Origin of the sequence: Leclercia sp. TB492 (genome assembly GCF_049974505.2) — a bacterium.
GTDB classification, from domain to species: domain Bacteria; phylum Pseudomonadota; class Gammaproteobacteria; order Enterobacterales; family Enterobacteriaceae; genus Enterobacter; species Enterobacter adecarboxylatus_C.
The window spans coordinates 3,267,613-3,281,929 of the sequence record NZ_CM127572.1 but is presented as its reverse complement, the minus strand read 5'-3'; the positions used below and the strand labels follow the sequence as shown (position 1 = coordinate 3,281,929).

The 14,317-nt window shown below is 59.1% G+C and carries 14 protein-coding genes; 12 read left to right on the top strand and 2 right to left on the bottom strand.

What is annotated here, in order from left to right; all coding sequences use genetic code 11:
* Nucleotides 1-14: 14 nt before the first annotated feature.
* From aroC to ACP4QI_RS15500, 5 genes are read left to right on the top strand one after another with little or no spacing between them, the layout of a single operon-like run.
* On the top strand, nt 15-1,100 hold the full coding sequence (gene aroC / locus ACP4QI_RS15520; protein ID WP_142486584.1) for a chorismate synthase: 1,086 nt from the start codon (nt 15-17) through the stop codon (nt 1,098-1,100).
* 2 nt (nt 1,101-1,102) lie between these two features.
* On the top strand, nt 1,103-1,924 hold the full coding sequence (mepA, locus tag ACP4QI_RS15515; protein ID WP_142486583.1) for a penicillin-insensitive murein endopeptidase: 822 nt from the start codon (nt 1,103-1,105) through the stop codon (nt 1,922-1,924).
* Complete coding sequence (locus ACP4QI_RS15510; protein ID WP_156264299.1) at nt 1,924-2,733, top strand: sulfite exporter TauE/SafE family protein; 810 nt, start codon at nt 1,924-1,926, stop codon at nt 2,731-2,733. Before mepA ends, ACP4QI_RS15510 begins: the two co-directional genes overlap by 1 nt.
* The gene (locus ACP4QI_RS15505; protein ID WP_142486581.1) at nt 2,733-3,278 is read left to right on the top strand and encodes an elongation factor P hydroxylase; all 546 of its coding nucleotides are present in this window, start codon (nt 2,733-2,735) and stop codon (nt 3,276-3,278) included. Before ACP4QI_RS15510 ends, ACP4QI_RS15505 begins: the two co-directional genes overlap by 1 nt.
* Before the next feature lie 13 nt (nt 3,279-3,291).
* Entirely contained in the window at nt 3,292-3,573 is a 282-nt protein-coding gene (locus tag ACP4QI_RS15500) for a YfcL family protein (protein ID WP_142486580.1), read from the top strand.
* 91 nt (nt 3,574-3,664) lie between these two features.
* Here ACP4QI_RS15500 and mnmC read toward each other — a convergent pair whose 3' ends face one another.
* A complete protein-coding gene (gene mnmC, locus ACP4QI_RS15495; protein WP_426495203.1) occupies nt 3,665-5,668 on the bottom strand; it encodes a bifunctional tRNA (5-methylaminomethyl-2-thiouridine)(34)-methyltransferase MnmD/FAD-dependent 5-carboxymethylaminomethyl-2-thiouridine(34) oxidoreductase MnmC in 2,004 nt (667 codons plus the stop codon).
* Nucleotides 5,669-5,826: 158 nt separating this feature from the next.
* On the opposite strand from mnmC, the gene fabB reads away from it, so the two are divergent.
* Both fabB and ACP4QI_RS15485 read left to right on the top strand, forming a co-directional pair.
* Complete coding sequence (gene fabB, locus ACP4QI_RS15490; RefSeq protein WP_142486578.1) at nt 5,827-7,044, top strand: beta-ketoacyl-ACP synthase I; 1,218 nt, start codon at nt 5,827-5,829, stop codon at nt 7,042-7,044.
* A 66-nt stretch (nt 7,045-7,110) separates the two neighbouring features.
* A complete protein-coding gene (locus tag ACP4QI_RS15485; protein WP_285128155.1) occupies nt 7,111-8,289 on the top strand; it encodes an MFS transporter in 1,179 nt (392 codons plus the stop codon).
* 90 nt (nt 8,290-8,379) lie between these two features.
* Here the strand turns inward: ACP4QI_RS15485 and flk are convergent, their stop codons facing one another.
* Complete coding sequence (gene flk, locus ACP4QI_RS15480; RefSeq protein ID WP_142486576.1) at nt 8,380-9,384, bottom strand: flagella biosynthesis regulator Flk; 1,005 nt, start codon at nt 9,382-9,384, stop codon at nt 8,380-8,382.
* A gap of 113 nt (nt 9,385-9,497) precedes the next feature.
* Between flk and pdxB the strand changes: the two genes are divergently transcribed.
* The 5 genes from pdxB (at nt 9,498) to accD (ending at nt 14,262) form a co-directional block, all read left to right on the top strand.
* A complete protein-coding gene (gene pdxB / locus ACP4QI_RS15475) occupies nt 9,498-10,634 on the top strand; it encodes a 4-phosphoerythronate dehydrogenase PdxB (protein WP_142486575.1) in 1,137 nt (378 codons plus the stop codon).
* Nucleotides 10,635-10,701: 67 nt separating this feature from the next.
* Nucleotides 10,702-11,715 carry an aspartate-semialdehyde dehydrogenase gene (locus ACP4QI_RS15470; RefSeq protein WP_156264296.1) on the top strand — a complete coding sequence of 338 codons (1,014 nt, stop codon included), beginning with the start codon at nt 10,702-10,704 and terminating at the stop codon, nt 11,713-11,715.
* Nucleotides 11,715-12,527: a tRNA pseudouridine(38-40) synthase TruA gene (truA, locus tag ACP4QI_RS15465; protein ID WP_285128153.1), complete on the top strand. Its 813-nt coding sequence runs from the start codon at nt 11,715-11,717 to the stop codon at nt 12,525-12,527. The genes ACP4QI_RS15470 and truA overlap by 1 nt, the downstream gene beginning before the upstream one ends.
* Nucleotides 12,528-12,554: 27 nt before the next feature.
* A complete protein-coding gene (locus ACP4QI_RS15460; RefSeq protein WP_285128152.1) occupies nt 12,555-13,214 on the top strand; it encodes a DedA family protein in 660 nt (219 codons plus the stop codon).
* 142 nt (nt 13,215-13,356) lie between these two features.
* Nucleotides 13,357-14,262 (top strand): acetyl-CoA carboxylase, carboxyltransferase subunit beta, encoded by a 906-nt coding sequence (gene accD, locus ACP4QI_RS15455; RefSeq protein ID WP_103825166.1) that lies wholly within the window; start codon nt 13,357-13,359, stop codon nt 14,260-14,262.
* Nucleotides 14,263-14,317: the final 55 nt, after the last annotated feature.

The following is a 14,317-nucleotide window of genomic DNA, read 5'->3' as shown; positions in this document are numbered from 1 at the left end:
AAAACGGAGCCGTGATGGCAGGAAACAGTATTGGACAATTATTCCGCGTGACCACCTTTGGTGAGTCGCATGGTCTGGCGCTGGGTTGCATCGTTGATGGCGTACCGCCAGGCATCGAACTGACCGAAGCCGATTTACAACACGATCTCGACAGACGTCGTCCAGGGACATCGCGCTACACCACCCAACGCCGCGAGCCGGATCAAGTCAAAATCCTGTCAGGCGTCTTTGAAGGACGCACCACCGGCACCAGCATTGGCCTGCTGATTGAGAATACCGATCAGCGTTCGCAGGACTACGGCGCCATCAAGGACGTGTTCCGTCCGGGCCATGCCGATTACACCTACGAGCAAAAATACGGTTTTCGCGACTATCGCGGCGGCGGACGCTCCTCCGCCCGTGAAACTGCCATGCGCGTTGCCGCAGGCGCTATCGCCAAAAAATACCTGGCGCAGAAATTTGGCATCACTATTCGCGGCTGTCTGACCCAGATGGGCGATATCCCGCTGGCGATCGCAGACTGGGATCAGGTCGAGCAGAACCCGTTCTTTTGCGCGGATGCGTCAAAGCTGGAGGCGCTGGACGAACTGATGCGCGGCCTGAAGAAAGAGGGCGACTCCATCGGCGCCAAAGTCACGGTCGTAGCTGACGGTGTACCGCCGGGCTGGGGTGAGCCGGTCTTTGACCGCCTCGACGCCGACATCGCCCATGCAATGATGAGCATCAACGCGGTGAAAGGGGTAGAGATTGGCGACGGTTTTGACGTTGTGGCCCTGCGCGGCAGCCAGAACCGCGACGAGATTACGAAAGAGGGCTTCCAGAGCAACCACGCGGGCGGCGTGCTCGGCGGGATCAGCAGCGGGCAGCAGATTGTCACCCATATTGCGCTGAAACCGACCTCCAGCATTACCGTACCGGGGCGCACCCTTAACCGTGCGGGCGAGGAAGTCGAGATGATCACCAAAGGACGTCACGATCCGTGCGTCGGGATCCGCGCGGTGCCGATCGCAGAAGCGATGCTGGCAATCGTGCTGATGGATCACTTCCTGCGCCAGCGCGCGCAGAATGCGGATGTGACGACCCCACTTCCACGCTGGTAACCATGAAAAAAACCGCAATTGCTCTGCTGGCGCTGCTTGCCAGCGGGGCCTCGCTGGCGGCAACGCCGTGGCAGAAAATCACTCATCCGGTCGCGGGGAGCGCCCAGTCGATTGGTGCGTTTTCCAATGGCTGCATCGTCGGCGCCCAGGCGCTGCCGCAGCAGTCCAGCACCTACCAGGTGATGCGTACCGATCAGCGCCGCTATTTTGGCCATCCGGATCTGGTGCTGTTTATTCAGCGGCTGGGCAATCAGGTGCATAACCTGGGGCTGGGCACGATGCTGATTGGCGATATGGGGATGCCAGCAGGCGGTCGCTTCAACGGCGGCCACGCCAGCCATCAGACCGGGCTGGATGTCGATATCTTCCTCCAGCTGCCGAAAACGCGCTGGAGTTCAGCACAGCTGATGAAACCGCAGGCGCTGGATCTGGTGGCGCGGGACGGTAAAAACGTCGTGCCGTCCCTCTGGTCACAGGATGTCTCCAGCATGATCAAACTGGCGGCGGAAGATAACGACGTCACGCGCATCTTCGTCAACCCGGCCATCAAGCAGCAGCTCTGCCAGGATGCCGGCACCGACCGCGACTGGCTGCGCAAAGTGCGACCGTGGTTCCAGCATCGCGCGCATATGCACGTGCGCCTGCGCTGTCCGGCGAACAGCCTCGAGTGTGAAGATCAACCGTTACCGCCGCCAGGGGATGGCTGCGGCGCGGAATTACAAAGCTGGTTTGAGCCAGCAAAACCTGGACCCAAGCCTGAGAAGAAGACACCGCCTCCGTTGCCGCCTTCCTGCCAGGCGCTACTGGATGAACATGCCCTGTGATGGACCAATTTACTGAGTTGTTTATGGTGTCGCCGCTGCTGCTGGTGGCGCTGTTTTTTATCGCCATGCTGGCCGGTTTTATTGATGCTCTGGCCGGCGGCGGCGGGCTCCTGACCGTTCCGGCGCTGCTGGCGGCAGGGATGAGCCCGGCGCAGGCGCTGGCGACCAACAAGTTACAGGCCTGCGGTGGTTCGTTATCGGCGTCGATCTACTTTATCCGCCGCAAGGTGGTGAGCCTGGCCGATCAGAAGCTCAATATTCTGATGACCTTTATCGGGTCGACCTCCGGCGCGCTGCTGGTTCAGCACGTGCAGTCCGACATACTGCGCCAGATTTTGCCGATCCTTGTGATCTGTATTGGTCTCTACTTTTTGCTGATGCCCAGGCTCGGGGAAGAGGACCGTCAGCGCCGCCTGCACGGACTGCCGTTTGCCCTGATCGCTGGCGGCTGCGTCGGCTTCTATGACGGCTTTTTCGGCCCCGGCGCCGGGTCGTTCTATGCCCTGGCCTTTGTGACGCTGGCCGGGTTTAACCTCGCCAAATCCACCGCCCACGCCAAGGTGCTGAACGCCACCTCTAACCTGGGCGGCCTGCTGCTGTTTATCATCGGCGGGAAGGTGATCTGGGCAACCGGCTTTGTGATGATGGCCGGCCAGTTCCTGGGCGCACGGGTAGGATCGCGCCTGGTGTTAAGCAAAGGGCAACAGCTCATCCGTCCGATGATTGTCATTGTCTCGGCCGTCATGAGCGCCAAACTTCTTTATGACAGCCACGGACAGGAGATCCTCCACTGGTTGGGGATGAACTAATGAACAGTACGCATAAATATGAACAGCTGATCGCGATTTTCGACGGCTGTTTTGCCGATGATTTTAATACCCGTCTGATTAAAGGCGACGACGAACCGATCTATCTTCCTGCAGATGCTGAGCTTCCGTTCAACCGGATCGTTTTCGCACACGGATTTTATGCCAGCGGTTTGCATGAAATATCGCACTGGTGTATTGCCGGAAAAGCGCGTCGCGAGCTGGTGGACTTTGGCTACTGGTACTGCCCGGACGGGCGAGACGCAGCGACCCAGGGGCAGTTTGAAGATGTGGAAGTGAAACCCCAGGCGCTGGAGTGGCTGTTCTGCGTGGCGGCAGGATTTCCGTTCAACGTCAGCTGTGACAACCTCGAAGGGGACTTCGAGCCAGACCGTATTGTCTTCCAGCGCCGCGTTCACGCGCAGGTGATGGACTATCTTGAGAACGGCATCCCGGAACGTCCGGCGCGCTTGATCAAGGCTTTACAGAATTATTACCACACGCCGGAGATCACGGCGGAATGCTTCCCGTGGCCGGAAGATCTTTAATAGAGGAAAGAAGATGATCGCAGAGTTTGAATCACGCATTCTGGCGTTAATTGATGACATGGTAGAACATGCCAGTGACGATGAGCTGTTCGCCAGCGGTTATCTACGTGGACACCTGACGCTGGCCGTTGCCGAGCTGGAAGCCGGTGATGACCATTCACCACAGGCGGTGCACGCTGAAGTGTCCCGCAGCCTGGAAAAAGCCATTCTGGCAGGCGAGCTCTCTCCGCGCGACCAGTCGCTGGTGCTGGGGATGTGGGAAACCTTGTTTCAGAAAGCCAGCCTGACGTCATAAGTTAGCGCCTGTAGGCCGGGCAAGCGCATGCGCCGCCCGGCGTGAAAACGGCTCCTCTGCCAGACGCCCGGTGGCGCTACGCATACCGGGCCTACGCTTTCACCATCTTCCCTTTCAACAACTTCCTCACCCATAACCGGTTCGGATTCAGCGCCGCCAGCGTATGCGCATCCAGCGGGATCGGCTCGTGGCTCATCTGCGCGGCGAGTATTTCCGCCGTCAGCGGCGCCGTACAGAGCCCGCGTGAACCCAGTCCGCCCAGCATAAACAGATTGCGGAATTCCGGGGCATTCACTGCCTGGTCCTTGTTGTGGGCTAAATCCTGATACGCCGCCAGGGTGGCGTCATAGTCCGGCACCGCCCCGGTCATCGGCAGGTGATCGCGGGTGGCGCAGCGAATACCGTTGCGCGCCTCTCCAGCGCTGACGTCTACCTCTTGTGCCCATGTCGCCTGGGGTAAACAGTCGATCAACCGCTGGCGGTTATGCTGCTGATCCTCGTCGCTGTACTGCGGCTCCGTCTGTCCACGGTGATAGCTCGCACCGATACAGTGGTGGCCGTTGGTCGGATTTTGCGGCGTCAGATACCCGTCGTAGCAGAGTACCTGACGCAGCTGGCTCAGCTGCGGGGCGGCCGGGATATGGCTCACCTGACCGCCCACCGGATAAACCGGCAGCTGTTCGGTCTGGCTGAACTGGCTGATGCCATGTCCGTTGGCCAGCACCACGCTGCCGTGTTGCACGTGCTCGCCCCCGGCGAAGTGCAGCGTCCAGCGCGCGTCGGTCTGCTCAAGCGACGTCACCTTGCGACCGTACTGCACCTGCAGACCGAGCGTTTGCGCCTCGGCAATCACCGCCGCGGTAAGCTGCGCCGGACACAGCCAGCCGCCGAGCGGATACTGGATCCCGCCGCAGCCGGTCGGCACCCCGATACTCTCTTCCACCTGTTGGGCGTTGACCGCAACGGCGATCTGCTCGGGCAGGCCCAGCGCAAGCATCTGGTTGATTTTCTGCTGACTCTTCTCGTCCCAGCCAAGCTGGGTGACGCCGCACCAGGCATGATCAAACGCGACCGGCAGGGCATCGTACAGACGACGGGCAAAGGTAAATGCCGTCGGGAAAAACTGGCTGAGCGCCGCATCGTGCGCGCTTAGCAGAGGGTAGAGCGCACCCTGGCGATTGCCGGAGGCACCCGTCGCCGGAGCCAGGTCGGCGCAGTAGAGCGTCACCTGCCAGCCGCGGCGCAGCAGCGCCAGCGACAGCAGGGCGCTGGCGATCCCGCCGCCCACCACGGCGGTTTCTCGCCCGTCACTGGCGGTGCGGGCAAACCACGGCGTGCGGGCAGGGGAGGGGAGATCCTGCTCCATCACCCCGACGAGCATTTCCCGCTTGCGGCCAAAGCCTTTGGTTTTTTTCATCGTGAAGCCGGCTTCCTGCAGGCCGCGGCGGACAAATCCGGCGCAGGTGAAGGTAGCAAGCGTAGCCCCGGGCCGCGCCAGGCGGGCCATCGCGGCAAACAGCTCCGGGCTCCACATGTCCGGGTTTTTAGCGGGAGCGAAGCCGTCGAGGAACCAGGCATCAACCTGCTGGTTGAGGGAATCATCCAGTTTGTCAGTGAGTTCGTTGATATCACCCAGCCAGATATCGAGGGTGACGCGCCCGTCGTCCAGCAGCAGGCGATGGCAGCCCGCGATGGGCAATGGCCACTGGGCCTGGAGCTGCTCTGCCCAGGGTGCTAATTCCGGCCAGTGCTGATGCGCCAGACGCAGGTCGGCGGCGGCCAGCGGGAATTTCTCAAAACTGATGAAATGTAACCTTTGCAGCGTAGCGTCAGGGTGAGCCGCACGGAAGCGATCGAACGCCTGCCAGAGGGTAAGAAAGTTCAGGCCGGTGCCAAAACCGCTCTCCGCCACCACGAACAGATCGCGGGGATGCACCGGAAAACGGGCGTTCAGCTGATTTCCATCGAGGAAAACATAACGTGTCTCTTCCAGTCCGTTATCATTAGAGAAGTAGACATCATCATAATCTCGGGAAACAGGTGTACCCTCAGCGTTGAATTCGAGGTTGGCAGGTTGTATGGCGTTTTGTTTCACGTAAGTTACTCGTCTGACAGGCTGTGCCGCGATCTTAACGATGTGCGTCTGTTGGTGCAAATTTCCGCAGAAATTGGCTGATCGGACTTGTTCGGCGTACAAGTGTACGCTATTGTGCGACTCGAAACTTAAAATAGTGCGACTTACAGAGGTATTGAATGAAACGTGCAGTGATTACTGGCTTGGGCATCGTTTCCAGCATCGGTAATAACCAGCAGGAAGTCCTGGCATCTCTGCGTGAAGGACGCTCCGGGATCACCTTCTCTGAAGAGTTTAAAGATTCTGGCATGCGCAGCCACGTCTGGGGTAATGTCAAACTGGACACCACGGGCATGATCGATCGCAAAGTGGTCCGTTTCATGAACGATGCCTCTATCTACGCTTACCTCTCCATGCAGGAAGCCATTGCTGATGCTGGCCTGAGCGAAGACGTTTATCAGAACAACCCACGCGTGGGTCTGATTGCTGGCTCCGGCGGTTCGTCAAAAGCGCAGGTCTTCGGTGCTGACGCTATGCGTAGCCCGCGCGGCCTGAAAGCGGTGGGTCCATACGTGGTGACCAAAGCGATGGGCTCAGCGGTATCCGCCTGCCTCGCCACCCCGTTCAAAATTCACGGCGTAAACTACTCCATCAGCTCCGCATGTGCCACCTCCGCACACTGTATCGGTAACGCGGTAGAGCAGATCCAGCTGGGCAAACAGGACATCGTGTTTGCTGGCGGCGGCGAAGAGCTGGGCTGGGAAATGGCCTGTGAGTTCGACGCGATGGGCGCACTGTCCACCAAATATAACGAAACGCCAGAAAAAGCCTCCCGTACTTACGATGCAAGCCGCGACGGCTTCGTTATCGCCGGCGGTGGCGGTATGGTTGTGGTTGAAGAGCTGGAACACGCTCTGGCCCGTGGCGCGCACATCTATGCTGAGATCGTGGGCTACGGCGCAACCTCCGACGGTGCAGACATGGTTGCTCCATCCGGTGAAGGCGCAGTGCGCTGCATGAAGATGGCGATGCACGGCCTGGATACCCCAATCGACTACCTGAACTCCCACGGCACCTCTACTCCGGTAGGCGACGTGAAAGAGCTGGGTGCTATCCGCGAAGTGTTTGGCGACAACAGCCCGGCCATCTCCGCGACCAAAGCCATGACCGGTCACTCTCTGGGTGCGGCTGGCGTGCAGGAAGCTATCTACTCCCTGCTGATGCTGGAACACGGCTTCATCGCCCCAAGCATCAACGTGGAAGAGCTGGACGAGCAGGCTGCTGGCCTGAACATCGTTACCGCGACAACCGAGCGCGAGCTGAATACCGTGATGTCCAACAGCTTCGGTTTCGGCGGCACCAACGCCACGCTGGTCATGCGTAAGCTGAAAGCATAAGCGTTTGATGTATAGTAAGAGGGAGCCTGTGGCTCCCTTTTTTTATGCCTGAACATGGAGTTATGCATGACGGACGTTACATCAGATAAAAACGCCTCCTCCGGAAACGTCTCGCTGTTTCGTATCGCCTTTGCGGTATTCCTGACCTATATGACCGTTGGCCTGCCGCTGCCGGTGATCCCGCTGTTTGTTCACCAGGAGCTGGGCTATGGCAATACCATGGTGGGTATCGCCGTGGGTATTCAGTTCTTAGCTACGGTGTTAACCCGCGGCTACGCCGGACGGCTGGCGGATCAGCATGGTGCCAAACGCTCGGCGCTGCAGGGCATGTTTGCCTGCGGGCTGGCGGGCGGCGCATGGCTACTGGCCGCGCTGCTGCCGGTGGATGCTGCCTGGAAATTCGCGCTGCTGGTGGTGGGACGCTTAATTCTTGGTTTTGGTGAAAGTCAGCTGCTGACCGGCACTCTGACCTGGGGGATGGGGCTGGTAGGGCCCGCACGTTCCGGCAAAGTGATGTCCTGGAACGGGATGGCCATCTATGGGGCGCTGGCCGCTGGCGCACCGCTGGGTCTGTTGATTAACAGCCAGTTTGGCTTTGCGGCACTGGCCGCCACCACCATGGCTCTGCCGCTGCTGGCATGGGCGTTTAACGGCACGGTGCGTAAAGTTCCGGCCCATAAAGGCGAACGACCTTCCCTGTGGAGCGTTGTGGGGCAAATCTGGCAACCGGGTCTGGGCCTTGCCCTGCAGGGTGTCGGCTTTGCGGTGATTGGTACCTTCGTCTCGCTCTACTTTATGAGCCGCGGCTGGGCGATGGCAGGGTTTACGCTTACCGCCTTTGGCGGCGCGTTTGTTCTGATGCGGGTGCTGTTCGGCTGGATGCCGGATCGTTATGGTGGCGTAAAGGTGGCGGTGGCCTCGCTGGTGATTGAAACCCTTGGCCTTGTGCTGCTCTGGCAGGCCCCAAACGCGCCGGTGGCGCTGCTGGGCGCAGCCCTGACCGGCTGCGGCTGTTCGCTGATCTTCCCGGCACTCGGTGTCGAGGTCGTTAAACGCGTTGCCCCGCAGGTACGCGGCACGGCGCTGGGCGGTTATGCCGCGTTTCAGGATATCTCATACGGGGTCACCGCGCCGCTGGCAGGCCTGTTAGCGACGTCATTTGGTTATCCATCGGTCTTCCTGGCAGGGGCGGTTTCTGCGGTGGTGGGAATAGTGGTGACGCTGGTGGCGTTTCGTAAATCTTAGCGGTTTGTTGCCGGGTGGCGGCTACGCCTTACCCGGCCTACAGGTTGTCTTTTTGTAGGCCCGGTAAGCGTAGCGCTACCGGGCAAAATATCAGACGACCAACCAGAAAATCGCCAGCGCAATGATTAACGCAATTAACATCAGTCCCGGACGGGCAGAGAGCGTTCTGAAGGTTTCCACCACCGGGGCAAACAGCGGGCTGTAGATCGGCTGGATATTGCGCACTTCAATTACGCCAGCTTCACGCTCGGTGCGGCGGGTAAAGATCGCATTAAGCAGATCCTGAACCTGCGCGGTGGTCAGCACCGTCTGCGGCGTCGCCTGCCAGTTCTGGTGGGCATAATCCTGAATGCTGTCCCACTCCTGCGGCTCCAGCGGCTGTTTCAGCGCTGCCTGCAGGGTGTGCAGGGTTGGCGCGCTCTGGCTGCTCAGGGTCTGGCGTGCCTGCAGCCAGGTGGCAAGATGGGTAAACTGTCTGGCCGGGATCAACTCTCCCGCTTTTACGCCGGACAACTCCAGCATCGACTGCCAGATCAGTTTGGTCGGCTCACCCGTGGCGGCGGCCAGCTTGGTCACCATCTGCTTGAGCGTATTGTGTTCAGCAGGCAGCAGCGGGCGCTCAGTGGCCGGACGCTGTTGCGGCTGCGGAATGGCGAGCTGGTTATTTTGCAGCAGCGTCAGCACCGTCTTAAGCTGCTCGGGCGTCAGTTGGCTAAGTGCCGTCTGACCGTACTGCTGACGAATAAAATCGCTGGTCGCCTGACGGTTATTCCCCTGGCTTAACAGCTCCGTCAGCTGCGAGACCATCTGCCGGGTGGTGTGGTTTTGCTGCGCGGTATTCAGGCGCTGGTTCAGGTTTTGCTCTGCAGCAGGGAAGTGACGCGACAGCATGGGCGCATCGCCCTTCAGGCCCAGATCGTGTTTGACCCCAGCCCACACTTCCGCATTTTGCTGCGACGTCAGGGCAATCAGCCGGGTGATCAGGCGTTCCAGTACGGTGCGCTGCTGTGTGGAGAGGGGCTGTTCGCCTGCGACATGAGACGGACGCGGGCCGTCACCCGGAGGTTGCGGCGGCGTACCTGAAATGGGCTGCATCGTCAAAAAATCCTTAAGGTCGTTACTCTGCGTAAACCAGGTTACGTATATGCCTGGCGGCCAGATTATGGCACACTTGACCGGTTAACTTCCTCTCAAACAGGTACTCAGACGTGAAAATCCTCGTTGATGAAAATATGCCTTACGCCCGCGAGCTGTTCAGCCGCCTGGGTGAGGTTAAGGCCGTTCCCGGACGCCCGATCCCGCTCGCTGAGCTGGATGATGCCGACGCGCTGATGGTGCGCTCAGTGACCAAAGTGAATGAGGCGCTGTTGTCTGGTAAAGCGGTGAAGTTTGTCGGTACGGCAACCGCGGGAACCGATCATGTGGATGACGCGTGGCTGAAGCAGGCGGGGATCGGTTTTTCCGCCGCGCCGGGCTGTAACGCCATCGCCGTCGTGGAGTATGTTTTCTCTTCCCTGCTGATGCTGGCCGAGCGTGACGGGTTTAGCCTGGCCGATCGCACTGTCGGTATTGTCGGAGTGGGTAACGTCGGCAGTCGCCTGCAAAAGCGCCTCGAGGCGTTAGGTATCCGCACGCTGCTGTGCGATCCCCCGCGTGCCGATCGTGGTGATGAGGGCGATTTCCGCAGCCTGGACGAGCTGGTGGCGGAATGTGACGTCCTCACCTTCCATACTCCGCTGTTTAAAGACGGGCCGTATAAATCCCTGCATTTGGCCGATGAGGCGCTGATGAGCCGCCTGAAGCCGGGCACTATCCTGATCAACGCCTGTCGTGGCCCGGTGGTGGACAACGCCGCGCTGCTGAAGCGTCTGGACGCTGGTCAGGATCTCAGCGTGGTGCTGGACGTCTGGGAGCCGGAGCCGGATCTCAACGTGGCCCTGCTGAATAAAGTGGATATTGGCACCGCGCACATCGCCGGCTACACCCTGGAAGGCAAAGCGCGCGGCACCACCCAGGTGTTTGAGGCTTACAGCGCCTTTATTGGCAAATCGCAGCAGGTGGCGCTGGATACCCTGCTGCCGACGCCAGAATTTGGCCGCATTACCCTGCATGGCCCGCTGGATCAGGCAACGCTGAAAAGGCTGGTGCATTTAGTGTATGATGTGCGCCGCGATGACGCGCTGCTGCGAAAAGTAGCGGGTATGCCGGGTGAGTTCGACAAGCTGCGCAAGCACTATGTGGAGCGCCGCGAATGGTCTTCCCTGTATGTGATGTGTGATGACGCAGCGGCGGCATCACTGTTGCATAAGCTGGGTTTCAACGCCACTCATCATCCGGTTCGTTAATGTCTTCTTAATGCTCCCTGGCGGATAACCCGCCGGGGACGCTTTTTTATTTCTGGAGTAAACCACCATGTCTGAAGGCTGGAACATTGCCATACTGGGCGCAACGGGCGCCGTGGGCGAAGCCCTGCTCGAAACCCTTGCCGAGCGTCAGTTCCCGGTGGGGGAGATCTTTGCCCTGGCGCGTAATGAGAGCGCAGGTGAGCATCTGCGTTATGAGGGCAAATCGGTTCGCGTTCAGGATGCGGCTGAATTTGACTGGACCCAGGCGCAGCTGGCCTTTTTCGTCGCCGGTGCTGAAGCTTCCGCAACCTATATTGAAGACGCCACCAATGCGGGCTGTCTGGTGATTGATTCCAGCGGCCTGTTCGCTCTTGAGCCGGACGTGCCGCTGGTGGTGCCGGACGTCAACCCGTTCGTGCTGGCCGACTACCGCAACCGTAACGTTATCGCCGTCCCTGACAGCCTGACCAGCCAGCTGCTGACCGCCCTGAAACCGCTGATCGATGATGGCGGCTTATCCCGTATCACCGTCACCAGCCTGCTGTCGGCCTCCGCTCACGGTAAAAAAGCGGTGGATGCGCTGGCCGGACAGAGCGCGAAGTTGCTGAACGGTATTCCGGTAGACGAAGAGGACTTCTTTGGTCGTCAGCTGGCCTTCAACATGCTGCCACTATTGCCGGATCGCGAAGGCAGCGTTCGTGAAGAGCGCCGTATCGTCGATCAGGTACGCAAGATCCTACAGGATGAAGGGCTGATGATCTCCGCCAACTGCGTGCAGTCGCCGGTGTTTTACGGCCATGCCCAGATGGTGAGCTTCGAAGCGATGCGCCCGCTGGCGGCGGAAGAGGCGCGCGACGCCTTTGCCCGCGGTGAGGACATCGAACTGTCCGAAGAGAGCGAGTTTCCGACCCAGGTGGGCGACGCAACGGGCAACGCCCGCCTCTCCATCGGCTGCGTTCGCAACGATTACGGCATGCCGGAGCAGATCCAGTTCTGGTCGGTGGCCGACAACGTTCGTTTCGGCGGTGCGCTGATGGCGGTGAAAATTGCCGAGAAACTGGTGCAGGAGTATCTGTACTGATGTCAGAAGTGGAACAAAAGCCGGTCCATAAAATTGCTCTCGGGATTGAGTACGATGGCAGTAAATATTATGGCTGGCAGCGTCAGAACGAGGTGCGCAGCGTCCAGGAGAAACTGGAGAAAGCGCTCTCTCAGGTGGCGAATGAGCCCATAAATGTCCTGTGCGCGGGGCGTACCGACGCCGGAGTCCATGGTACGGGGCAGGTGGTTCATTTTGAAACCACCGCGGTGCGTAAAGACGCGGCCTGGACGCTGGGAGTAAATGCGAATTTGCCTGGTGACATCGCAGTGCGTTGGGTCAAAACTGTGCCGGACGATTTTCACGCCCGCTTCAGTGCCACCGCGCGCCGGTACCGTTACATCATCTATAACCAGCGTCTGCGGCCGGCGGTGTTAGGCCAGGGCGTAACGCATTTCTACGAGCCGCTGGATGCCGGGCGCATGCATCGCGCAGCGCAGGCGCTGATTGGCGAAAACGACTTTACCTCGTTTCGTGCGGTGCAGTGCCAGTCGCGCACCCCGTGGCGCAACGTGATGCACATTACCGTCAGCCGGTATGGCGCGTATGTGGTGGTGGATATCAAGGCCAATGCCTTTGTACATCATATGGTGCGGAATATTGTTGGCAGCCTGATGGAAGTGGGCGCCGGACACCAGCCGGAGAGCTGGATTGCAGAGTTGCTGGCAGCAAAGGACAGAACCCTGGCAGCAGCAACGGCGAAAGCGGAAGGGCTGTATCTGGTCTCGGTCGATTACCCGGATCGTTTTGACCTTCCGAAACCGCCAATGGGCCCGCTGTTTTTAGCGGACTGATAGCCGTGCAATAAAGGTTTAGACAATATGGATTTTATTCGCTTTCTGATTGATTTTATTCTGCATATTGATGTTCACCTGGCAGAGCTGGTCGCTGATTATGGCGTCTGGGTGTATGCCATTCTGTTCCTGATCCTGTTTTGTGAAACCGGACTGGTGGTGACCCCGTTCTTACCGGGCGATTCGCTGCTGTTCGTGGCGGGGGCGCTGGCCTCCCTGGAAACCAACGACATCAACGTTCACCTGATGGTGGTTCTGATGCTCATCGCCGCGATCCTTGGCGATGCGGTGAACTACACTATAGGGCGGCTGTTTGGCGAGCGGTTATTCAGTAATCCGGACTCGAAGATTTTCCGTCGCAGCTATCTCGATAAAACCCATGCGTTTTATGATAAACACGGCGGTAAAACCATTATTCTCGCGCGTTTCGTGCCGATCGTCAGAACCTTTGCCCCCTTTGTTGCGGGAATGGGACACATGTCGTACCGTCATTTCGCTCTCTATAACGTGACGGGCGCGCTGTTATGGGTGCTCAGCTTTACCTACGCGGGATATTTCTTCGGTACCATTCCTATGATTCAGGAAAATCTCAAGCTACTGATCGTAGGGATTATTGTGGTCTCCATCCTGCCGGGCGTGATCGAAATTATTCGTCACCGGCGCGCGGCGGCAAAACAAGCAAAATAAAAGCACGACTGCGGTTCGACCACTTTTTTATCCAAAGTTTCGGGCTGTTATGTTTTAATGTGCAACATTCATGGTCTGTCGGGGGCAAAAATGGCATTATGCGCCCCTTACAGCAAACCTGGTTCAGGCAGAAAGGTTATCAATGAGCTGGATTGAACGAATTAAAAGCAATATCACCCCAACCCGCAAAGCGAGTATTCCTGAAGGGGTATGGACCAAATGTGACAGCTGTGGCCAGGTTCTGTACCGCGCCGAGCTGGAGCGTAATCTGGAAGTTTGTCCTAAGTGCGATCACCACATGCGTATGTCGGCGCGTAACCGCCTGCATAGCCTGCTGGATGAAGGTTCTCTGGTTGAACTGGGCAGCGAGCTTGAGCCGAAAGATGTGCTGAAGTTCCGCGACTCCAAGAAATACAAAGACCGTCTGGCCTCTGCGCAGAAAGAGACCGGCGAGAAAGACGCTCTGGTGGTGATGAAAGGCACCCTGCACGAGATGCCGGTTGTCGCAGCGGCATTTGAGTTCTCCTTTATGGGCGGCTCAATGGGTTCCGTGGTTGGCGCGCGCTTCGTGCGTGCGGTTGAGCAGGCGCTGGAAGACAACTGTCCGCTGATCTGCTTCTCTGCCTCCGGCGGTGCCCGTATGCAGGAAGCGCTGATGTCGCTGATGCAGATGGCAAAAACCTCCGCAGCGCTGGCGAAAATGCAGGAGCGCGGTCTGCCGTACATCTCCGTACTGACCGACCCGACCATGGGCGGCGTATCGGCGAGCTTCGCGATGCTGGGCGATCTGAACATCGCTGAACCGAAAGCGCTGATCGGCTTTGCCGGCCCGCGCGTTATCGAACAAACGGTACGTGAGAAACTGCCGCCGGGCTTCCAGCGCAGTGAGTTCCTTATTGAGAAAGGCGCTATCGACATGATCGTTCGCCGTCCGGAGATGCGCCTGAAGCTGGCAAGCATCCTGGCGAAGCTGATGAACCTGCCGTCGCCGAGCCCGGATGAACCGCGCGAAGGCGTGGTAGTACCGGATCAGGAACCCGAGGCCTGATAACTGAAAAGGGCAGGGCCAATGGCGCTGCCCTTTTGCTTTCTAACCGTAACTG